This is a genomic window from Aliterella sp. E5.1 (assembly GCF_057473825.1).
In genome coordinates this window covers 1-20,935 of record NZ_JBYCCV010000023.1, presented here as the reverse complement: position 1 = coordinate 20,935, position 20,935 = coordinate 1, and the positions used below count along the sequence as shown (strand labels likewise).

The window sequence follows — 20,935 nt, the reverse complement described above, 5'->3', positions numbered from 1 at the left end:
AGTTAAGTAACTTTCGGTAGTAGTTTTATCTTACTTCAAAGGCACTCAAGTACATCATGAGTAGACATTTTAGATTGCATATAGATTTGCCATGCAAACCATTATTTTTATATTAGCGCTAGGATAAAAACAGAAATATTTAAACAGCTAAAAGGAGAAAAATAGCATAATAGAACAAGTGCAAAATCTATTAAGTTTTATTTATTCAAACTGCTATTAGTTGCAAGCCAATAGGCTAGATTACTGTGCCTTTAATCATTTATGTGCAAGCACTGTACCTACAAAGTAAATTAGTTTATCTCACCTAAACGTAAATATGAATATTACTGAATTAGACTCAATTGATGTGTTGTTACCAATAGAAGAAACAAGTAATTCTCATGTGGACGATTTAGAAGAACTGTCTTTAGAAAATATAGAAGCAGTTGTAGAAGAAATAGGGGATGTAGAAACCCAAGGCTCAGAAGATAGAGACGGAGATAGTTTAGCTGCTGCTAGACCATCAGGATACCGTAAAACTGATACAGACGATGCAGTGGGAGCCTTTTTTAAGGAAATGGCACGCTATCCATTGCTAAAAGCAGAAGAAGAAGTAGAGTTAGCAAAACGGGTACGATTTTTAGTAGAAGTAGGTGAAATCCAAGAGCGATTGAGTAGCGAACTAAATCGTGGTGTAACCCAAGCAGAAACTGCCGCCACGCTGAGTCTAACTGAACGCCAATTAGAGCAAAAGCTGTATCAAGGTAGAGTAGCAAAGCGGAAAATGATCCGCTCCAATTTACGTTTGGTAGTATCTATTGCCAAAAGATACTTGAATCGAGGAGTCCAATTTTTAGACTTAATTCAAGAAGGCGCGATGGGATTAAATCGCGCTACAGAAAAGTTCGATCCAGACAAAGGCTACAAATTTTCAACTTACGCTTATTGGTGGATTAGACAGGCAATCACAAGAGCGATCGCCAACGATGCTCGTACCATCAGATTACCAATTCATATCGTCGAAAAACTAAATAAACTCAAAAAAGCCCAGCGAGAAATCAAACAAAAGCTGCATCGCAACGCTACAGAAAACGAACTCGCTGAAGCTTTAGACACTACTCCTGAACAACTACGCCAACTGCAACAACTAAGGCGCAAATCTTTATCATTAAATCATCGCGTCGGTAAAGAAGAAGACACCGAACTTGTAGACTTGCTAGAAGATGAAGACGGGCAATCTCCCGAACAGCAAATGAATGAAACTATGATGCGTCAAGAAATTTGGGACGTACTAGCAGACGTATTAACTCCCAGAGAAAAAGACGTGATTTCCTTGCGTTATGGTTTGACGACCAGCGAACCTTGTACTTTAGAAGAAGTAGGTTGCTTGTTCAATCTTTCCCGCGAGAGAGTGCGGCAAATTCAAAGTAAAGCAATGCGAAAACTAAGAAGACCGCAAATAGCTAAACGTTTGAAAGGCTGGCTAGTTTAAAGTTTTTTGTATCCCACGGCTGGACTATAGGTAAAATCTAAAAGCAGTCGTGGATGTATGTGATGGGTAGAGATTTGAGATTACGTCAAGTACAACCGGATGACGTACCAATTTTGTTTGGCTTAATTCAAGCACTGGCAGAATACGAAAAGTTAGCTCATGCCGTTACTGGCAATGTAGAAGCTTTGCATAACCATTTGTGTGGTTCTCATCCTTACGTTGAGGCAATAATTGCAGAGTATGGGGGGGAAACTGCCGGATTTGCGCTATTTTTCCCTAACTACTCAACATTTCTCACTCAGCCAGGAATATATTTAGAAGACTTGTTTGTTTTACCTGAGTATCGACGTAAGGGTATTGGGAAAGAGATTTTAGGTTACTTAGCCAAACTTACTGTAGAGCGCGGGTATGGACGATTGGAGTGGAGCGTTCTAGATTGGAATATAGATGCGATCGCATTTTACGAGCAGATGGGCGCGCAAGTCTTACCAGACTGGCGAACTTGCCGAGTTACGGGCGATACATTAAATCAATTGTCAATGAATGGGAGAAACGAGCCTTGATTATTTGGATAAACGAACAAATTGACCCTTCTGGGATGATTCATGCTTGCATTGCTTGTTGCGACGAAACCCAGGCAAAAGACTGTCACGACTCTTTTGCTCGTAACTTAACCGATATTCAAAAAACCGCCGGATGGGTAGCAAATATGCGCACCGTAGCAACTTGGGATGAAGTCCCAGTTAATGCTTTGAAATTAGACTAAGTGTTTCCGTGCTTAGGCGGACGCGGAACTTGGCTGCGAATCGGACCTAAGATTTGATTAATTTGCCGCAACTGTTCTGCCGTACCCATGCAAATAAGTAAATCTCCCGCCATCAAAACAGTCTCCGCCGTGGGACCACCAATTAAACTGCCATCAACGCGCCGAATAGCCAATACCAAAGCACCCGTCTGGCTACGCAACCTCGCTTCTTTTAAAGTTTGACCAATACAAGGACAAACTGCCGGATCGAGACGATATTCTTCCATATACAACTCTCGGTCGGCTCCAGTCAGGATACCATCAACAAAATCCATTACCTGGGGTCTGAGCGCCGCCGCAGCCATCCTCTTCCCACCTGTGATATAGGGGGAGACAACAGCATCGGCTCCCGCCCGTTGGAGCTTCTGCAACGCTTCTCGATTGCTCGCCCGCGCGATCGCTCGAACATTGGGATTCAACGTTTTTGCCGACAGTATGGTGTACAAATTTTCCGCATCGGAAGGTAAAGCAGCAACTAACCCGAACGCCCTTTCTATGCCCACTTTAATTAAAGTTTCATCTAAAGTAGCATCGCCTTGAACTGCAATATGACCCAATTGCTGCGCAGCTTGAATTGAAGCAATATTTAAGTCTACAGTGACAAATAAAACTCCCTCGGCATCAAATTCTAAAGCTACTTGCTGCCCGATACGCCCGCAACCACAGATAATGTAGTGTCCTGATAGTGATTCCATTGCCCGCCGTTGTTGCCTCAGTCGGATTCCTTCTTGAAAATAACCCTGAATAAGAGCTTCTGTAAAACGATTAACAATGTAACCAATTGTAATTACTCCCATCAAAATCAGAGAGATAGTAAATAACCGCCCCCGGTTGCCCAAAGGGTTAATTTCCCCAAAACCAACAGTAGCTAGAGTAATTACGGTCATGTATGCCGCATCTTCCCACGTCCAGCCTTCTACTAGCCAATACCATAAAGTGCCAATCAAAAAGACACCTACAAGGGCGATCGCCCCAGCAAATAACTCTTGTTGGATGCGGCGATATTTTTGCTCGAAAGTTGAGTACACAGGTGTTTGCCGATGGCGGTTAGCTTGTTGGATTATATAAGATTGCTTTATTTAAGCGGCAATGCAAGTTGGTTTGAGCAACGATTATATCGGAGTCAAGCCAAATTTTGGTTTTAGCAGTCGGTTTGATCTATTAGCTAGAACTTTAGTCCTAGACGGAAGTAAGAGCAAATAGGTTTTCACCCTAGATAGAATGCGAAACTATAACCGTTTTTCCTGGTCAATATCGCTAGTTGAATCAAATCGGACAAAAATTTTTGCTCACACCTATTAAACTTGATAAAAATAAATAACCTTTTAAGGAGTAATTAATGCGTATAGATTTAGCTGACAATCTTTCTATACCCACCGAATCCGCCCCTGTTTTGGGCAGCCCCTACGATCCAAGTAGCTTCAACGAATCGGTAATGACTACTTACGGGCGCTTTCCCTTGGCATTGGAACGAGGCGTAGGCTGCAAGGTTTGGGACACTCAGGGGCGTGAATATCTAGACTTTGTAGCGGGAATTGCGACTTGCACTCTAGGACACGCTCACAGCGCTTTAGTTGAAACCGTAACCCGGCAAATTAAAACCCTGCATCATGTTTCCAATTTGTACTACATTCCTGTTCAAGGCCAGTTAGCCAAAAAGCTAATCGATACATCCTGCGCCGATCGGGTATTTTTCTGTAATTCTGGGGCGGAAGCAAATGAAGGTGCAATTAAACTCGCCCGCAAATACGCTCATACAGTAAAACAAATCGACGAACCAATTATTTTGACTGCTAATGCCAGCTTTCACGGACGCACCTTAGCAACTATTACCGCCACTGGACAGCCAAAGTATCAAAAAAATTTTAGTCCTTTAGTTCCGGGCTTCCATTACGTGCCTTATAACGATGTCAAAGCTGTAGAGACAGCAATTACCGAATTAGATTCCGGCGATCGCGGTGTGGCGGCAATTCTGCTAGAACCTTTGCAGGGAGAAGGCGGCGTGCGTCCTGGAAGTCGCGCTTATTTCCAGCGTCTCCGCGAGATTTGCGACGAAACGGGCATTTTATTAATGCTAGATGAAGTCCAAGTAGGAGTAGGCAGAACGGGAACCCTGTGGGGTTACGAAAACTTGGGCATTGAACCAGATATTTTTACCAGTGCCAAAGGTTTGGGCGGCGGTATTCCAATTGGGGCTGTGATGTGTAAGTCTTTTTGCGATGTCTTCACTCCTGGCGATCATGCTAGTACCTTTGGGGGCAATCCTTTTGCTTGTGCGGCGGCGCTATGCGTCCTAGAAACCATAGAACGCGACTTCTTGCTTCAAAACGTCCAACAACGCGGCGTACAACTAAGAGCAGGCTTACAAGCTTTGGCGGCAAAATACTCAGATATTGTTGCAGAAGTGCGCGGTTGGGGCTTAATTAATGGCATGGAACTTGCTCAAGACATACCTTTGACTTCTAGCGATGTTGTCAAAGCTGCTATGAATGAGGGCTTGTTACTCGTGCCAGCCGGACCCAAAGTTATCCGTTTTGTGCCACCGTTAATTGTTTCATCTTTTGAGGTAGACTCGGCTTTGCAAGCTCTAGAACGGGCGATGAAAGCGGTGGTTTAGTTCTAAAAGTGCGATCGTTATTTTTAGCAGCAGTAAGCTCGATTCTCCTCCAGATCGTTACCCAAATAATTAAGAAGGGATCAAAGCCCTCTTAATTATTTTTTATTAGGTCAAAAATTCATAAATAGCTTCAGCGTGCAAATAATTGATAAAGCCCTTATCTTTTCCGTTCCTACCGCTTATAAATCTCAAAAGATAGCCTACAATTTTAATTAATAAAAGCTTAGTCAAGCTCACAAATTAGTCTGGAATAGCGGCTTCCTATATTTTAATATGTCCTGTTTAATTGTTCAAGAAAATACTTCTTTCCACCTAAACAACTTTTATTTAGTTATTGATTCACATTTATGTAAATTTGCTGACATAGATTATTACCAAGTTAGCATTCAAGAAGTGTCTAGAACTAATGCTAATTCAAATAAGCTAGGCTTGTTACGTATTGGTGATCTAAACGGCGGGCTAAGTCGCGAATTGCAGTTACGTTACGCTCTTAAAGACAGTAAGTCAATCTCAAAGATTCTAACTTTTGGGGTGAAGGAAACACATTCACTATCAAATATTACGGATGAGAATTATAAAAACAATAGCTTTGATTACTCTCGGTTGAATACAGATTCAATCGAAAGAACTGGTATTGTAGTTGAAAACATTGTAAAAGATAGCGATTTTCCCAGCGAATTATGTTCACCGCAGATAATTAATCATCCCATAGAGTTCTCAATTTCTGAAAGTTACCTTGATGCTGACTGGCAAGTTACGGAGAACTATGAATATTTGGAGGATGAACATACAGCGCATACAAATCTTGTACCAGATTCAAAGCTACTTATACTTAGCGAGCTACCAATTCCAGGACAAACTTTAGATGTTTGGTTGCGAAAAAAGCACAGCCAAGAAGTATCTTTAGAGATAACACATCAAGTTTGCCAATTATTTCAGCAAGCTAGTCATCAAGGATGGTGCTTTTTTCAAGTAATTCCTAAGTTTATTCAAGTAGTAGACTCTACAATCAAATTTTTTGATTTGACTCACGTTCAGCTTATTGGCGATAAGGTCGTAGCTAGTAGAGAAAAGGAGTATTGCGCTCCAGAGATAGCTTTCGAGCATCCTATTAGTCAAGGGATGAGCGTTTATATTATAGGCACTTTGCTTTATCAAGCTGTTTACCAACAATTGCTAGATACAAAGCTTAATTTTATTGGTTTAAATACTCAACCTATACCAGGTATATACCAAATTATTAGCCATTGTCTTTCTCCGGTTATAGAAGAACGAATTTCTTTAATTCGCTTAGTAAAAGTTTTAGGTGAAACCAAACAAACATTTAGTAACTGTAAAGTGCAGTGGGATGTAGCAAGTCGTTCTACCATTGGGCTATCTATGCAGCGCCTACATAATGAAGACAACTACAGCGTACAACAGTATTCTAGCAGTTATAAAGATACTATTTTGGCAGTTTTAGCTGATGGAATGGGAGGATTAGCTCAAGGAGAAATTGCTAGTCAGTTGGCTGTAAAAACAGTAATAGAATCAGCTATTGATTGTGCTAGTAATGACGAAAATCAATGCCAAGAATGGCTAGAGTCAGTAGTCAAAAAAGCAAATAAATGTGTAAATCAAAATGTTAATAAAGGTGGAACAACTCTAAGTATAGCTTGGGCAGACTCCCGCAAATTAAGAATCGCTCATGTAGGGGATAGCCGCATTTATCTAATACGCAAAAGAATGATTTGTCAATTGAGCGAAGACCACTCATTAGTAGCTATGCTCCTTGCAGATGGCGATATCACCTATGAAGAAAGTCGTAAACATCCGCAACGAAATGTTTTAACTAAGTGTATTGGTTCAAAAGAGAAATTAAATTCTAGTCACATCCAAACATTGGCAACTTTTGGCTCAGACTTATCAATATTATTAGAACAAGACGATATTATTATACTTTGCTCTGATGGTATTTGGGATTTAATACCGCAGACTGAATTAGCAGAAATTTTTACAGGAAATCGACACTTAAAAGTATCTGTCAACGATACAATTAATTTAGTATTAACACGAGGCGCACGAGACAATGCAACGATCGTAGCTATGAAATGTAATTTGCTAAACCAATATTAAACCATCGCCTTTAGTCCAAACAAAAGCCCCAATAGGCAACTTTTTTATAAGTGAAAAGATGCTGTTAGCGCTACAGCTAAAGCATCAGATGCATCATCAGGATGTGGAATATAATCTAGCTCTAGTTCTCGTGCTACGGCTTCTTGTACTTCCTTCTTGTCTGCATTACCCCAACCTGTGAGCGCCTGTTTAATTTGGGCAGGTGTAAACTCTACAAAAGGTAGATTATGCTGTGCTAATACTAACATCATCACTCCCCTAGCTTGAGCTACAGTAATAGTATTAGCCATCCGATAGAAAAATAGTTTTTCAATGGCGACAAGTTCGGGTTTGCACTGTTCTATTAGCGTATTCAAGTCGTCATAAATAATACATAGGCGTTTACCCATTTCTACCTTGGCGTTAGTTTTAATTACGCCAAAATCTACCAAGCTTACGGAGCTACTTACTACTTTAGTTGCTAGGTTACAAGATTGAGATGAATCCAGAGTTGAAAAATTTTCAAATTGATAGCAAATCGTTCCAAACCCTAAAATAGCCAAACCTGGATCTAATCCTAAAATACGCTTTTCCATTTGTAAATCTAAAACTTTATTTGATCAATACATAGATACGAGCAGTTTTGTCCGGGAAGTAGCTAATCAAACTTACACAAGTTTAGTTAAACATCTCAATACAAATTAATTATTTTCTATAAACTAACAATTATTAGCATTCAAACGTTAACCAGCTTAAGATGTCTGAAAAAATTATTCACCTAGATAGTTGTATGGAGCATTAATTGTATAAGATATGTGTTGTTATCCATAAACTATTGTTGCAACCAAAAAGTAAGCTCTAACGTCCTCAAAGCTAGTAAAGTAGGAGACGCAGCAAATCTAAATGAAGACTTAAACTATAAACTTACTTACCGCCTATGGTTGAAAATTAGAAGGGCGATTTCTTAGATCCGAGCATCCTGTAGTCCTAGCTATCCTGTGTATCCTTCTGTCAAATTAGCCTATGTCAATCAGTTATTTCAAACAAGTCCTAAACTTATTTAGGCAAGAGTCGCGCAATCGGACTCAGTATAGACTTAGCCAGTGGTTTAAATGGCTTTCGCCGGGGTTATCGGTCAAACGCTGGTTGCTAATAAGTGCTGGTGGTGTAATACTCGCAGCTTTAGGTTTAGCAATATGGGTGAAGCTAACACCCATTTTTTATGCCATTCAATTGACTCAAGACCTTGTAAGTGCGATCGCCAACTTTTTGCCAAACTATATTAGCGGTCCTTTAATTTTGCTATTTGGCTTGCTGTTGATATTTTGGGGACAAACTCGTACGGTTGGTTCAATTACAGAAGTTTTAAGACCTGAAGGTGACGACGAAGAATTAATAGATGTACTTCTCAGCTACCGCCGCCTGCATCGAGGTCCAAAAATTGTCGTTATTGGTGGCGGTACAGGTCTATCGACTTTGCTAAGAGGACTAAAAACTTACAGTAACAACATTACTGCTATTGTCACTGTAGCCGACGATGGTGGCTCCTCTGGGCGATTGCGACGGGAAAATGGCGTTTTGCCACCGGGAGACATCCGCAACTGTCTAGCAGCCCTAGCATCGGAGGAAACACTACTAACTGAACTATTCCAGTATCGATTTACGGCGGGAGATGGATTAACAGGTCACAGTTTTGGTAATCTATTTTTGACAGCAATGAGTGATATTACGGGAGATCTAGAAAGAGCGATCGCCGCTAGTTCTGATGTTTTAGCCGTAAGAGGGCAAGTATTACCCGCAACTCTTAGCGATATGCGCTTGTGGGCAGAATTAGCCGATGGGCGGAGAATTGAAGGAGAGTCAAATATTACCGAAGCTGGGGGAAGTATTCTCAAAATTGGCAGTATTCCTGCAAGTCCCCCCGCCTTACCCAAAGTATTGCAAGCAATAGAAGAAGCCGACTGTATAATTATTGGTCCTGGCAGTCTCTACACGAGCGTTATTCCCAATTTATTAGTACCAGAAATAACCGAAGCGATCGCTTTTAGGCGCAAAGGAGGCGGTAGAGTCCCCCCCGTACCCTGCATCTATGTGTGCAACATTATGACGCAAGCAGGCGAGACTCATGGTTATACTGTTTCCGATCATATTAGAGCGATCGATAATGCTTGTGGAGAACGTTTATTTAATGCCGTGTTAGTCCACAAACAAGCCCCTTCACCCCGCAGCTTAAAACGTTATGCTCAAGAAAACTCCCATCCAGTATTTCTCGATCGCGAATTAGTCACAAAGATAGGGCGACGGGTTATTTTAGCAAATGTTATGGATGAAGATGAAGTAACAGGTGTAGTCAGACACAATCCTAAGCGCCTAGCCGGAGTGTTATTGCGTTGGTACAGTCGCGCTTATGGTTGAAGGTAAAACTCCTTTAAAAATTTTACTAGCCGATGCTGAAGCTACGCGACTATTGGGGATAAGTTTGGGACAATCCTTAGTTGCTGGTAGCGTACTTTTATTAGAGGGAGATTTGGGTAGTGGTAAAACTACTTTAGTGCAAGGAATTGGTGAAGGCTTGGGAATTACTGAATCAATTGTTAGCCCAACTTTTACCCTAATTAACGAGTACGTCGAAGGACGTTTACCTCTGTATCATCTAGATTTGTACCGCTTGCAAAGCATGGAAGTTACGCAATTAAATTTAGAAAGTTACTGGAATGGGCTGGAATATCCTTTGGGAATTGTGGCAATTGAATGGGCGGAGAGATTGGTACAAAAGCCGCCAACTTATTTACAATTATGTTTAACTTACAAAAACGAGCAGCGACAAGTAGAAATTTTTAATTTTGGCGTAGCGCTCGAATTAAACGAATTTTTGCAAAAATAACTATGTCTTTTTATGCCCAATTAGTAACTATTACGATTATTCAATTAGTAGCAATTATGAGTCCTGGACCCGATTTTGCTATTATCTGTCGCAATAGTTTAGTCTATTCTCGCCGTACTGGTATTTATTCGGCTTTGGGCATATCGCTCGGAATTTTAGTTCACCTAACCTATACCCTGGTTGGAATTGGGTTAATTATTGCTAAGTCAATCGTTCTATTTTCCACGCTCAAACTTTTAGGGGCAGCTTATTTAATTTACATTGGTTATAAATCGTTAAAAGCTAAACCGAGTAGAGAGATCGCAGCGCTAAAATCTAAACAAGATCTAAATAGACTAGAAGCGGTAAAAATTGGCTTTATAACTAATATACTTAATCCAAAAGTTACTTTATTTTTCTTTAGTTTGTTTACCCAAGTCATTAGCCCCTCTACGCCTGCAAGCCTAAGAGCGCTTTATGGATTGCAGATGTTTGTCTTTACATTAGGCTGGTTTACCTTATTAGCAGTAGCAATTTCTCATCCCATCATTAAAAATCGGTTTTTATCTGTATCTCACTATGTAGAAAAAACTATGGGAGTAATTTTAATCGCGTTAGGCATAAAAGTTGCCCTAGAAAGTGCAAAATATTAGTTATCGGCAAACTTTAAAGCTTCCCCTCGCACTTCTGTATTTACTTTCCCATTTTCGTAGACAATTTGACCGCCCACAATAGTCATTACCGCCCACCCGGTAAGATTCCAACCCTCAAAAGGACTCCAGCCGCACTTAGTTAATAGTTCCTCGCGTACAACGGGGCGATAAGCATTCAAGTCTACCAATACTAAGTCTGCATCATAGCCAGGAGAAATCGCACCTTTATTAGCAATTCCATAGCCCTTCGCTACGGCGGTAGACATCCAATTGGCTACTTGGGCTACTGTACAACGCCCCTCCATTGCCGCCGTTAGCATCAAAGGCAGCGATGTTTCCACCCCAGGCATTCCTGACGGCGTAAGGGGGTATTCTTGGGCTTTTTCCTCTAAAGTATGGGGGGCGTGATCGGTAGCAATAAAGTCTATAACTCCATCGAGTAAAGCTTGCCAGAGAACTTCGTTGTCATGGGGCGACTTCAAGGGCGGATTCATCTGCGCCCAAGTGCCGATGGTGTCGTAAGCATTAGTATTTAATAGCAAGTGCTGGGGGGTGACTTCTGCTGTCACCCAGCTTGGTTTATCTTGACGCAAAAACTCGGCTTCTTCTGCCGTGGACATATGCAAAATATGCAGGCGGCGTTGGTACTTGTTAGCGAGTTTTACAGCTAATTGGGTAGCAAGTATTGCGGTTTGATTGTCTTGAATTTGCGAATGAATTTTGGGATCGTGGTTGCCAGCAAATTGCGCTCGCCTTTGCTCAATTCTGGCACGATCTTCAGCATGGACTGCAATTAAGCGCTTTCCACGCGCAAAAATCGCCTCTAACGCCGCTTCCGTATCTACCAATAACGGCCCGTGCATCGAACCCATAAAAATTTTGATGCCTGGCGTGGGATGAGCGGTTAGCAAATCTGGTAAATTTTCGGCAGTAGCACCAATAAAAAAACCATAATTAACTACGCACTTTTGCGCCGCCCGTTGCAGCTTGTCGTCGAGCGCCGCCTGAGTGATGGTTAACGGGCGCGTGTTGGGCATTTCTAAAAAAGACGTTACTCCACCCTTGGCACAGGCACAACTAGCGGTAAACAAGTCTTCTTTGTGTTCTAAACCAGGTTCGCGAAAGTGTACCTGGGGGTCAATAACTCCGGGCAACAAAGTTTTGCCTGTTGCGTCTATCTCTTTAACACCTGGAGCAGTAATTTCTGGAGCAACTTGGACAATGGAGCGATCGCGTACCAGCACATCTCCAACTAAAAATTCTTCATCAGGGAGCAAAATTGTGGCATGGCGGATAAGTAAGCTGGAATTAGGAGACATGGCAGTATTTGGCAGGTAAAAAATTGAAACAAATTCAAAAGCTAGGTTTTTTGGGCGGCGATCGCCCCAAAATCACCCTATTCTACCGAGAAAACTTTAAACTTAATATAGTAGAGTCTCTAGGAAAAATTGAGTCAAAAATCCTTACATAAACTATTAAATATATATGTCGCGCGAGTCAAAGCAAGTGTCTGATAACAAGTCGCAAAAAGAGCGTGAAGGTTCATGGCTGGGCGAACTCGGTAGAACGATCGCCCTCAGTATTATTCTTTCATTAGGGATACGCACCTTCGTCGCTGAAGCACGTTGGATTCCTACAGGCTCTATGCTACCAACTCTACAAATCAATGACAAATTGATTATTGATAAAGTAAGTTATCGCCTCCAAGCACCTCAAAGAGGAGATATTGTCGTATTTATGCCGCCCAACAGCGCCAAAGTTTGTTCGCAACTTGTGCCTCCAGTTCCGGAAGGAGAAGCGGTAGATCCTTGGCATCCCGACCCCAATAAGTCAGAAATTCCTCAAATTAAGGATGCTTATATTAAGCGGTTGATTGGCTTACCAGGAGACAAAATCCAAGTAACCCAAGGGCGAGTTTTCATCAACGATCGCCCTTTATCGGAAGCATATATTGCGGATGCGCCCAATTACGAATTAGGGCCAATTACCGTCCCGCAAAACTCTTACTTAATGCTGGGTGATAATCGCAACAATAGTTGCGATAGTCATATGTGGGGTTTTGTCCCAAGAAACCAAATCATTGGTCGCGCTGTAGTGCGCTTTTGGCCGCCAAATCGCTTAGGAGAAGTAGATTAAGGCAGCTTATTCACCCAAGTTTGCACCACGCGCCCAGTAATTTTTTGCCCTAGCCAAGGAGTATTAGTCGCCAGAGATTTCAAGGTGCGTGGTTCTACAAGCCAGGATTGCTGCGGCGCAAATAAGGTAAGTTCGGCAGGGTTACCAGGACAAATTTCTTTGATAGTTTGTTGCAAACACGTAGCTGGATTAAGGCTAAGACAGCGCCATAATTCCAAAGCTGACCAGTGACCGTTTTCTACCAAACACTGCCACAGTAAACCTAAAGCTAGTTCAAACCCAATTACTCCTGGCGGTGCTTCGGCAAAGGCAACGGTTTTTTCTTCGTAGGTATAGGGAGCTAAATCGAGGGAAATCGCATCTATTACTCCCAAACGTAGCGCTTTTTGTAATGCCGTGCGATCGCGCGGGTTGCCCAAAGGTGGTTCGAGGCGCAAGTTGGGATCGTAGTTGTAATGCGACTTAGTATCGAGTAATAAGTGCATCCAGCTAGTGCTGGCGGTAATCGGCAAACCTTGAGCTTTAGCGCGTTCAATTAGCTGGACGCTACGAACCGTAGAAACGCGCATCATATGCACCGGAGTACCAATTGCTGCAACTAGCTCAATTACTGCCGCAATTGCCGTTGTTTCAGAGAAGTCGGGATTCCCTGGCAAACCTAAAATAATCGAGTCTGTGCCTTCGCGCATCACCCCATTACCTGTCAATTGGCGATCGCAACACCACAGCGCCACAGGCTTATTAAGCGGCTTTAAATACTCCAGCAACCGCCTCAGCAGTGCCAAGTTTTGCAGGGGCTTACCATCCGCAAAACCCACCGCTCCAGTGGCAAGTTCAGCAAGCTCGGTCATTTGCTGCCCTTGGACACCAAGGGTTAATGCTCCCCAAACATACATTTTAGGTAAGCGACCGCTTAGTTCTCGCCTTTTTTGCTCTATTCCGGCGATCGCGGCGGGATTATCCAAGCTGGGCATGGTGTCGGGTAAAATACACAGCCGTGTAAAACCTCCCGCCGCCGCCGCTTCTAGCATTGATGACAAAGTTTCCCTAGTTTCAAAACCAGGTTCCCCGGAGTGACTGTATAAATCTACTAGCACACTCCCCAAGACCAAACCGCGACAATCGCGCACTTGAGTATCCCTAGACCACTGGGTAATATTGTCTTGTACTGCCTTAATTACACCATCACAAATCTCCACATCAGCAACGCGATCGGTATTGGCAACGGGATCTATTACCCGGACTTGTTGTAGCAATTCGCTTGTCATAATTGCTATCAGCTTTTTACTGGTTAAATTTCACAATGCACCCGCCGCAGTTTTATCCAATACACCACCGCCTAAATGAGTTGTGATATTCATTGCTTGTAAAACAGGTAAACCATCCAAGCCTTGAGGATAATCAATTACACTCACCGCGCCATTACCTTGACGGAAGTTCCAGAAATATTTGTTATCTAAGCCTAAAATATGGCAGAGCAACACTTTATTAGTCGCATCGTGAGCAACGACTAAGCCTATCTGCAACTGCTGATTAAGGGCGGAAGTAACAATTTGCTGCCAAGACTCGATACTGCGATCGCGTACTTGCTCTAGATTCTCTCCTTCGGGCATTTGTACCTCCTGCGGTACAGTCCGCCAACGCTCCAATTCTCCGGGATAGGTTTGCTCTATTTCTGTTTCTAATTTGCCTTCCCAAAGTCCGTGACCAATTTCTCTTAAGCCATCAAGCAGTTGCAATTCAATATGGGGGTGAGATTGCAAAATAATTTCGGCGGTTTCTTTGGGACGTAGCATTGGGCTACTAAAAGCAAAATCAAACTTTATATCCTTGAGAAACTCCTGGGCTTTGCGAGATTGCGATCGCCCATTATCGTTTAAAGGCACATCTATTTGTCCTTGAAACTTAGTTTGGCGATTCCACTCGGTTTCGCCGTGACGTACCAGCAATAATCTCGTGCCATGATGATTTGGGCGCAGCGAGGGCAAAACTTCGCCCAAATGCCCGGTTTGGTTCATTGATTCTAGCTGGACGCTTTGCCCCAAATTTCCAGCAAAATTGAGGACGCTGATGCCACAGTTAGATTGCTGAAGGCTGTGGTAGCGATTGGGGGCAATTCCTAGCGCTGTGCTGATTAAAGCTCTATTAATGCCATTATGCCCCACAATCAAAATGGTTTCCCCATCGTGGCGGGATAATATTTCTTGCCAAAACTGTCGTGCTTGTTCGTACAGGGCTAAAACTGGAAAATATTTTTTTTCTCCACCATCTTCTTGGGGTACAAGCATCATAAATTCGTCGGGATGCTGCTTCCACAAACGATAGTCTTGAGCCAAGTTGTCTTTAACCTCTTGAGAGCGCATCCCTTCCCATAGAGGTAAATCAATTTCCCTTAAGTTATCAATAGTTTGGGTTTGGGCAGGAGTTACTAAACACTGTCCAATAACTTCCGCCGTTGTTTTTGCTCGTTTTAAAGGACTTGTATAAATAGCGGCAAAATTAAGGTGACTTAGAGCCGTACCCGTTTTTAAGGCATCATCACGACCTTTTTGAGTCAAAGTTGAAACATCACTGCGCCCTTGGATGCGCCGCTCGGTGTTATAGCTGCTTTGACCGTGGCGTACAACGATCGCGCGAGTAGTCAATCTTTTTCTCCTCTCATAGCCTTACAAACTGCTGCGCTAAACGCAAGACAAATCAGCGTCATTCTACCAGAGAGTCAGCTTGCTGCTCAATTTTTTTCTAGTCAATAGAATCCAAGGGCAAAAATGCGATAATGCAATTTGTGGCGACTTTATTAAAGTAATTCAAGATTCATGACGATTAAGCGGTTGATTTTAAGTTTGCTTACTTTAGCAATAATTTTCTTGGCTGGAAGCGCCTTATGGTCAAGTTGGCAGCAGCCCCAAATTCAAAGCCGCTTGGAACTATACCAGACTAATTTATTGCTTCGCGCCCAACAGTTGCCCGCCCAAAGCGCCGATCCCAATCTGACTAAAGCTAGTAAAACACTTTTGGGCGAAAATCCTCTACAAGCAGCAACTAAGCAATATCTTGACGCGCAAAAATCCGCCCAAGCGAATTTAGATAAAGCTCAAAATCAACTGGCGCAACTAGCAGAAAAACCTCGCAACACTCCTGCACCGCCCAAGCCTGATTCGCAGCTTGCCCCAATTACCGATACTTCCCGCTTATCGCAGCAAAAACAATTACTTCAATCTGTTGCTCAAATCCAAAAATTAATTGCTGAACTCAATTTACGCCTAGGGATTCTCCAAGTACAACAAAAACAAATTAAACCCGCAGCGCAAACATGGCTTAATGTTATTAATTCGCCCCTGCAAGACAAATCTTTACCCGCTACAGCAACAGTTTTAACAGGATTATGGAGCGAACCTCCCCAACTACTTCCTGATGCTGAAGCCTTAATTCAAGCCAACTTAGAAGGTTGGTTTCAAGGACGCGCTCTATCTCAACTCTACGAACTACAACAGCGCCCAGATGAAAAAGTTGCTCTCCAAGTAAAAGAAAAAGAGCAAGCAGAGGAAGCATTATTAAAACTAGCGATTATCAGTAGTATCCCTGCCCTAACGGGCTTAATAGGCTTGTCCTTATTAATTTATTTGTTCATCAATCGCTTGATAAAAGGCAAAGAATCTGTATTTTCTCAAAATGGTGATGTTGCTTGGTCAACACCTTGGGATTGGGAAATAGTATGGCAAGTATTTATAGTCGGCTTTTTCTTGATGGGGCAAATAATTGTCCCGCTCATATTTTCTGTATTCCAAATTAAGCCAGGAGTTGCTAGTGTCAGAGTTCAAGCTTTATATACTTTAGCAACTTACCTGTTTCTAGCCTTCGGTGCTGTTACAGTGCTGTATTTGTCTATCAAGAAATTTTTACCTTTACCTCCAGGCTGGTTTCGCTTCAAAGTAAAAGGCAATTGGTTTTTGTGGGGGCTAGGAGGCTATTGCGCGGCATTGCCTTTAGTTGTAGTTGTATCCCTGCTCAATCAACAACTATGGAATGGACAAGGTGGCAGCAATCCTTTACTTTCTTTGGTTTTAGAGGGGCAAGATCGAGTCGCTCTTGCTGTATTCTTCCTTACAGCCGCCGTCGCCGCCCCCCTATTTGAGGAGTTCTTGTTTAGAGGTTTTTTATTACCTTCCTTAACTCGTTACTTTTCGCTCTGGCAAGCTATTTTAATTAGTGCTTTCCTATTTGCTATTGCTCACTTGAGCTTATCTGAAGTTCTGCCACTAATGGTTTTGGGAGTAGTGTTAGGATTTGTATATACGCGATCGCGCAATCTTCTTGCTCCTATATTGCTTCACAGTCTTTGGAATAGCGGTACTCTAGTCAGTCTATTTATTTTGGGTAGTAGCTCTAGTTGATAATTGCTACATAAATCAATAAAATTGAATAACACTATATAGCTTTACTTCTTTTTATAGATACAACTACAAAATGATTAAGCTTCAATGTGTAGTTAACAGTAAATAAAACTTTTCTTCTAAGTTAAGTAAAGCCTTGTATAAATAAAAACAAACTTAAGAAACATCGTAGTTAAGTTCAAGCGAAGCGTCACAATCAGTAAGCAATTGTTAAAAAATACATGGTCGAAGGGGGGTGCAAAATGTTTACAAAAACTCTAAAACAGGTTTCTAAACCGATGCTAGGCAGAATGCTACTTCGTAAAGGATTGATTTCGACAACCGAGTTACAAGAAGCTTTGGTCTCTCAAAACCAAAGTGGTAAAAAGTTGGGTGAAGTATTACTAGAAAAGAAATTAGTTTCGTCGGATAAACTCAATCGAGCGTTATCCGAACAAAATATTCGTTTAGGTGAGATGTTCGTTGCAGAAAATTTAATATCTCAAGAGCAACTCAATCAAGTGTTGGCGGAACAATATTTGAAAAACAAAAAGTTAGGAGAGCTACTGTTAGAGAGAAAGCTAATTACTATAGAACAATTAGACAAAACCCTAAGAAAGCAATATTGGCAAAAGAATGGATTTTGGCTAATTTCTTAATCGGCTGACATTCTTAAGAAACTTTAAACACAACTTAATAACTCACAAACCAAAAAACTACTTGCTATATCAGGTAGTTTTTTATTTATAGTCAATCTTCTATTGCTTAAACGTACCTAAAACATACCTAAAACAAGAGTTGCTGGCAAATTAGTTAAGCCTAAACTACTCGCTCGTAAGTACAGAAACGCTAAAGTAAATAAGGATTAAGATGTCGTAACAAGTTTCCCAATATGCCCCTTGCCCCAACTGCGTCAAACTTAACGTCCCAAGAGCAATCTGCGAGCAAGACGATTACCCTAGATATTACAGGGATGAAGTGTGGCGGTTGTGTTAAAACCGTAGAAAAACAACTGGCGCAGCATCCAGGAGCGATCGCAAGTTGTGTAAACTTAGTTACAGAAGTCGCTGTAGTAGAGTGTCAAAACAGCGTCGAGCCGCAGGAACTAGCCGAACTTTTGACGGCGGCGGGGTTTCCCACCAAAGCTCGTAATGCTACGACAGGCGAGACACCGACAATAGAAGATTTTAGCGAACGACAGCAACGCGAATCACGTTCAGCGTTAAAGCAATTACTTTTAGCTTCATTACTACTAATTCTTTCCAGCTTAGGGCATCTGCCAGAAAGTTTATTAACGCTACCTGTATTAAAAAATATTTGGTTGCATTGGGGACTTGCAACTATTACTCTCCTTATCCCCGGAAGACCGATTTTAGTTGAAGGTTGGCGCGGCTGGCGACGCAATGCGCCAAATATGAATACGTTGGTAGCGCTAGGAACTCTAACAGCCTATATCACGAGTGTCGTGGCTTTATTATTTCCTCCCTTGGGCTGGGAATGCTTCTTCGATGAGCCAGTCATGTTATTGGGCTTTATATTGCTAGGTAGAACCCTAGAAAAACAAGCCAAAGGTCAAGCCGCCGCCGCCTTTAGGCAATTATTAGCACTGCAACCACAATTAGCAAGATTAATAACCCCGCAAGGGATATCTATAGATAATAATTTTCACTCCTCTTCTAGCGTAGAAATTCCTGCGACTCAAGTGCGAGTAGGAGAATGGATACAGGTACTACCAGGGGAAAAAATCCCTGTAGATGGTGAAGTAGTAGCAGGGCGCACAACGGTAGATGAATCTATGCTCACTGGAGAGCCATTTCCGGTAATCAAGCAGCTAGGAGATACCGTTACCGCCGGGACATTGAATCAGTCAAGCGCTTTTGCATTGCAGGCAACTCGTACCGGAGCAGACACGACTTTAGCGCAAATAGTAGCTTTGGTAGAAGCTGCCCAAACTCGCAAAGCTCCAGTCCAAAAACTAGCCGATACTGTAGCAGGTTACTTTACTTACGGAGTATTGACAGCAGCAATATTAACTTTCTTATTTTGGTACTTTGTTGGTACGCACCTTTGGTCAGAGGTATTGTTACCTGGGCAGATGAGCAGTCACGATATGTCACTCCACGCTCAGCATCTAGCCAATGCTCAGTTGCTTCAACCTTCGCCACTACTATTGAGCTTGAAACTAGCTATAGCGGTGCTAGTAGTAGCTTGTCCTTGTGCGATGGGACTTGCTACACCCACAGCGATTTTAGTTGGTACGGGAGTCGGAGCGCAAAAGGGATTGTTGATTAAAGGAGGAGATGTTCTAGAACGAGTACATCAGCTAGATACAGTAGTTTTTGATAAAACTGGTACTCTAACTAGCGGTCATCCTACTATTACTGATGTAGTAGTTATTGGTCACGATTCTAATTTGTTAGTATCCCAAAGCGAACTACTGCAACTAGCCGCCGTTGTGGAAAGCGGTACTTGTCACCCTTTAGCAACCGCAATTGTCCAAGCAGCTAAAGAACAAAATTTATCTATCCCTACGGCAAAAGACTTCTATACCGAGCCAGGATTAGGAGTATCGGCGGTGGTAGAAGAAAAACAAGTTTTACTAGGTAACTACCAGTGGCTAAGTCAGAATAACGTTATTATTAGCGAACAAGAGCGATCGCAAAGTTTAACTTTGGCTGCTAACGGAAAAACTGTAGTATTTGTTGCTCATAACGGTGTCCTACTCGGATTAATAGCGGCGAGCGACACGCTAAGGGCTGAGGCTCATCGCACTGTTGAACAGTTGCGCTCAATGAATCTAAAAGTCATGCTGTTGAGCGGAGACACGATAGCCGCCGCCGAGGTATTGGGCGCGCAGATAGGACTAAGCAAAGCCGATATTATTGCTGAAGTTCTTCCTGCCGGAAAAGCCCAAGCAATCCAACAACTCCAAGCTCAAAATCATCATGTGGCAATGGTAGGAGACGGTATCAACGATGCTCCAGCCCTATCTCAAGCAGACGTTGGTATTGCCCTCAAAGCAGGTACAGAAGTAGCAATGGAAGCTGCCCAAATTGTTCTAATGCGCGATTCTTTAGCAGATGTTGTTGCCGCTATCGAGCTTAGTCGAGCAACTTTTCAAAAAATTCGCCAAAATCTGTTCTGGGCATTTGCTTACAATACTCTAGGTATTCCCATTGCTGCGGGTTTACTACTACCTAGTTTTGGTTTTGTGCTTAATCCTGCCGCCGCCGGGGCATTGATGGCATTTAGCTCTGTTAGCGTAGTTACAAATTCTTTGTTATTGCGTCGATTCAGCCAACGCCCTATTTAGTCCTAAAAATCAATAATCCTTCGACACAGGGGAGGATTATTGATTTTGCACGACACGCCATGAGTGTTCTGTGCAATACCCCACAAAAAGCTATCCGCTCCTACCAAGGTTAGTTAACCTTATGTAGGAGCGGTGTAGTGGATCTTCAAGTTGAAACCAGACTGCCGGAAGGAACTCCAAGCAAGCCTAAGCTTTATTTAGAGAACAGCCCCGGCGCGCAGCCGGCTCATTTCAACTTGATGACCCAAGGATATACTACTTTCTATCATGGGCATCACCTCCTTGTTGCCTTTACGGCGTAAATCTCAAAGGGACAAAGCTTGTTGCTTTGGGTGTTTGTCACCTTCAATTAATATAACACAATGTTTTGTAATTGTTGGCTGAAAAAAGAAAAACCCCTACTTTTTAATAGGGGTTTATTTTTATGCCTTATTTCAATCCAAATCAATTTAGAGAGCGTTACCGCGAGGCAATACTTCTTCAGGGAATTGGAATTGTTCGTGAGGCTGATCTTGAGGAGCCATCCAAGCGCGGATGCCCTCGTTCAGCAGAATGTTTTTGGTGTAAAAAGTCTCAAACTCTGGGTCTTCCGCCGCCCGTAATTCTTGGC

The 20,935-nt window shown here is 42.4% G+C and carries 18 protein-coding genes and 1 pseudogene; 13 read left to right on the top strand and 6 right to left on the bottom strand.

What is annotated here, in order from left to right; all coding sequences use genetic code 11:
- Positions 1-316: 316 nt before the first annotated feature.
- The 3 genes from AC2VE5_RS10530 (at position 317) to AC2VE5_RS10520 (ending at position 2,237) form a co-directional block, all read left to right on the top strand.
- Entirely contained in the window at positions 317-1,471 is a 1,155-nt protein-coding gene (locus tag AC2VE5_RS10530) for an RNA polymerase sigma factor, RpoD/SigA family (RefSeq protein WP_486887705.1), read from the top strand.
- A 62-nt stretch (positions 1,472-1,533) separates the two neighbouring features.
- Entirely contained in the window at positions 1,534-2,034 is a 501-nt protein-coding gene (locus tag AC2VE5_RS10525) for a GNAT family N-acetyltransferase (RefSeq protein WP_486887704.1), read from the top strand.
- Positions 2,031-2,237, top strand: coding sequence for a glycogen debranching protein (locus tag AC2VE5_RS10520; protein ID WP_486887703.1), 207 nt, complete (start codon positions 2,031-2,033; stop codon positions 2,235-2,237). The genes AC2VE5_RS10525 and AC2VE5_RS10520 overlap by 4 nt, the downstream gene beginning before the upstream one ends.
- Here the strand turns inward: AC2VE5_RS10520 and AC2VE5_RS10515 are convergent.
- Positions 2,234-3,304, bottom strand: a complete 1,071-nt coding sequence (locus AC2VE5_RS10515) for a potassium channel family protein (RefSeq protein ID WP_486887702.1) — start codon at positions 3,302-3,304, stop codon at positions 2,234-2,236. The genes AC2VE5_RS10520 and AC2VE5_RS10515 overlap by 4 nt on opposite strands.
- 311 nt (positions 3,305-3,615) lie before the next feature.
- Here AC2VE5_RS10515 and AC2VE5_RS10510 point away from each other — a divergent pair, with 311 nt between their 5' ends.
- Positions 3,616-4,893 carry an acetylornithine/succinylornithine family transaminase gene (locus AC2VE5_RS10510; protein WP_486887701.1) on the top strand — a complete coding sequence of 426 codons (1,278 nt, stop codon included), beginning with the start codon at positions 3,616-3,618 and terminating at the stop codon, positions 4,891-4,893.
- A gap of 273 nt (positions 4,894-5,166) precedes the next feature.
- Positions 5,167-7,008: a PP2C family protein-serine/threonine phosphatase gene (locus AC2VE5_RS10505; protein WP_486887700.1), complete on the top strand. Its 1,842-nt coding sequence runs from the start codon at positions 5,167-5,169 to the stop codon at positions 7,006-7,008.
- Between the two features lie 44 nt (positions 7,009-7,052).
- Here AC2VE5_RS10505 and ruvC read toward each other — a convergent pair whose 3' ends face one another.
- Positions 7,053-7,583: a crossover junction endodeoxyribonuclease RuvC gene (gene ruvC / locus AC2VE5_RS10500; protein WP_486887699.1), complete on the bottom strand. Its 531-nt coding sequence runs from the start codon at positions 7,581-7,583 to the stop codon at positions 7,053-7,055.
- Positions 7,584-8,010: 427 nt separating this feature from the next.
- Here ruvC and AC2VE5_RS10495 point away from each other — a divergent pair, with 427 nt between their 5' ends.
- Genes AC2VE5_RS10495 through AC2VE5_RS10485 form a run of 3 tightly spaced genes read left to right on the top strand, consistent with a single transcriptional unit; the run spans position 8,011 to position 10,503 of the window.
- The gene (locus AC2VE5_RS10495; RefSeq protein WP_486887698.1) at positions 8,011-9,402 is read left to right on the top strand and encodes a gluconeogenesis factor YvcK family protein; all 1,392 of its coding nucleotides are present in this window, start codon (positions 8,011-8,013) and stop codon (positions 9,400-9,402) included.
- A complete protein-coding gene (gene tsaE, locus AC2VE5_RS10490) occupies positions 9,395-9,871 on the top strand; it encodes a tRNA (adenosine(37)-N6)-threonylcarbamoyltransferase complex ATPase subunit type 1 TsaE (protein WP_486887697.1) in 477 nt (158 codons plus the stop codon). The genes AC2VE5_RS10495 and tsaE overlap by 8 nt, the downstream gene beginning before the upstream one ends.
- 2 nt (positions 9,872-9,873) lie before the next feature.
- The gene (locus AC2VE5_RS10485) at positions 9,874-10,503 is read left to right on the top strand and encodes a LysE family transporter (RefSeq protein WP_486887696.1); all 630 of its coding nucleotides are present in this window, start codon (positions 9,874-9,876) and stop codon (positions 10,501-10,503) included.
- Here AC2VE5_RS10485 and AC2VE5_RS10480 read toward each other — a convergent pair.
- Positions 10,500-11,822, bottom strand: coding sequence for a dihydroorotase (locus AC2VE5_RS10480; RefSeq protein ID WP_486887695.1), 1,323 nt, complete (start codon positions 11,820-11,822; stop codon positions 10,500-10,502). The genes AC2VE5_RS10485 and AC2VE5_RS10480 overlap by 4 nt on opposite strands.
- Before the next feature lie 23 nt (positions 11,823-11,845).
- Here AC2VE5_RS10480 and AC2VE5_RS10475 point away from each other — a divergent pair, with 23 nt between their 5' ends.
- Together AC2VE5_RS10475 and lepB are read left to right on the top strand one after the other, a co-directional pair.
- The gene (locus AC2VE5_RS10475; RefSeq protein ID WP_486887694.1) at positions 11,846-11,974 is read left to right on the top strand and encodes a hypothetical protein; all 129 of its coding nucleotides are present in this window, start codon (positions 11,846-11,848) and stop codon (positions 11,972-11,974) included.
- 14 nt (positions 11,975-11,988) lie between these two features.
- Positions 11,989-12,639, top strand: a complete 651-nt coding sequence (lepB, locus tag AC2VE5_RS10470) for a signal peptidase I (protein ID WP_486887693.1) — start codon at positions 11,989-11,991, stop codon at positions 12,637-12,639.
- Here the strand turns inward: lepB and AC2VE5_RS10465 are convergent.
- Together AC2VE5_RS10465 and AC2VE5_RS10460 are read right to left on the bottom strand one after the other, a co-directional pair.
- On the bottom strand, positions 12,636-13,907 hold the full coding sequence (locus tag AC2VE5_RS10465; protein WP_486887692.1) for a dihydroorotase: 1,272 nt from the start codon (positions 13,905-13,907) through the stop codon (positions 12,636-12,638). The two genes, lepB and AC2VE5_RS10465, sit on opposite strands and share 4 nt — an antisense overlap.
- Positions 13,908-13,937: 30 nt before the next feature.
- A complete protein-coding gene (locus tag AC2VE5_RS10460) occupies positions 13,938-15,284 on the bottom strand; it encodes a histidine phosphatase family protein (RefSeq protein ID WP_486887691.1) in 1,347 nt (448 codons plus the stop codon).
- 171 nt (positions 15,285-15,455) lie between these two features.
- Between AC2VE5_RS10460 and AC2VE5_RS10455 the strand changes: the two genes are divergently transcribed.
- The 3 genes from AC2VE5_RS10455 to AC2VE5_RS10445 all read left to right on the top strand — a co-directional run bounded on the left by AC2VE5_RS10455 (position 15,456) and on the right by AC2VE5_RS10445 (position 20,325).
- On the top strand, positions 15,456-17,033 hold the full coding sequence (locus AC2VE5_RS10455; protein ID WP_486887690.1) for a CPBP family glutamic-type intramembrane protease: 1,578 nt from the start codon (positions 15,456-15,458) through the stop codon (positions 17,031-17,033).
- A gap of 242 nt (positions 17,034-17,275) precedes the next feature.
- A complete protein-coding gene (locus AC2VE5_RS10450; RefSeq protein ID WP_486887689.1) occupies positions 17,276-17,671 on the top strand; it encodes a cyclic di-GMP-binding domain-containing protein, MshE-related in 396 nt (131 codons plus the stop codon).
- A 233-nt stretch (positions 17,672-17,904) separates the two neighbouring features.
- Positions 17,905-20,325 carry a heavy metal translocating P-type ATPase gene (locus tag AC2VE5_RS10445; RefSeq protein WP_486887688.1) on the top strand — a complete coding sequence of 807 codons (2,421 nt, stop codon included), beginning with the start codon at positions 17,905-17,907 and terminating at the stop codon, positions 20,323-20,325.
- A 449-nt stretch (positions 20,326-20,774) separates the two neighbouring features.
- On the opposite strand, the pseudogene AC2VE5_RS10440 reads toward AC2VE5_RS10445, so the two are convergent.
- Positions 20,775-20,935: pseudogene (locus AC2VE5_RS10440) on the bottom strand (photosystem II D2 protein (photosystem q(a) protein)); the annotation flags it as partial.

Excerpts from the sequence above, each read along its gene's own strand:
- tsaE (WP_486887697.1), top strand. The coding sequence starts at position 9,395 with ATGGTTGAAGGTAAAACTCCTTTAAAAATTTTACTAGCCGATGCTGAA.
- ruvC (WP_486887699.1), bottom strand. The coding sequence starts at position 7,583 with ATGGAAAAGCGTATTTTAGGATTAGATCCAGGTTTGGCTATTTTAGGG.
- AC2VE5_RS10455 (WP_486887690.1), top strand. The coding sequence starts at position 15,456 with ATGACGATTAAGCGGTTGATTTTAAGTTTGCTTACTTTAGCAATAATT.
- AC2VE5_RS10525 (WP_486887704.1), top strand. The coding sequence starts at position 1,534 with ATGGGTAGAGATTTGAGATTACGTCAAGTACAACCGGATGACGTACCA.
- AC2VE5_RS10465 (WP_486887692.1), bottom strand. The coding sequence starts at position 13,907 with ATGACAAGCGAATTGCTACAACAAGTCCGGGTAATAGATCCCGTTGCC.
- AC2VE5_RS10530 (WP_486887705.1), top strand. The coding sequence starts at position 317 with ATGAATATTACTGAATTAGACTCAATTGATGTGTTGTTACCAATAGAA.
- lepB (WP_486887693.1), top strand. The coding sequence starts at position 11,989 with ATGTCGCGCGAGTCAAAGCAAGTGTCTGATAACAAGTCGCAAAAAGAG.
- AC2VE5_RS10445 (WP_486887688.1), top strand. The coding sequence starts at position 17,905 with ATGCCCCTTGCCCCAACTGCGTCAAACTTAACGTCCCAAGAGCAATCT.
- AC2VE5_RS10485 (WP_486887696.1), top strand. The coding sequence starts at position 9,874 with ATGTCTTTTTATGCCCAATTAGTAACTATTACGATTATTCAATTAGTA.
- AC2VE5_RS10495 (WP_486887698.1), top strand. The coding sequence starts at position 8,011 with ATGTCAATCAGTTATTTCAAACAAGTCCTAAACTTATTTAGGCAAGAG.
- AC2VE5_RS10505 (WP_486887700.1), top strand. The coding sequence starts at position 5,167 with ATGTCCTGTTTAATTGTTCAAGAAAATACTTCTTTCCACCTAAACAAC.
- AC2VE5_RS10450 (WP_486887689.1), top strand. The coding sequence starts at position 17,276 with ATGTTTACAAAAACTCTAAAACAGGTTTCTAAACCGATGCTAGGCAGA.
- AC2VE5_RS10480 (WP_486887695.1), bottom strand. The coding sequence starts at position 11,822 with ATGTCTCCTAATTCCAGCTTACTTATCCGCCATGCCACAATTTTGCTC.
- AC2VE5_RS10510 (WP_486887701.1), top strand. The coding sequence starts at position 3,616 with ATGCGTATAGATTTAGCTGACAATCTTTCTATACCCACCGAATCCGCC.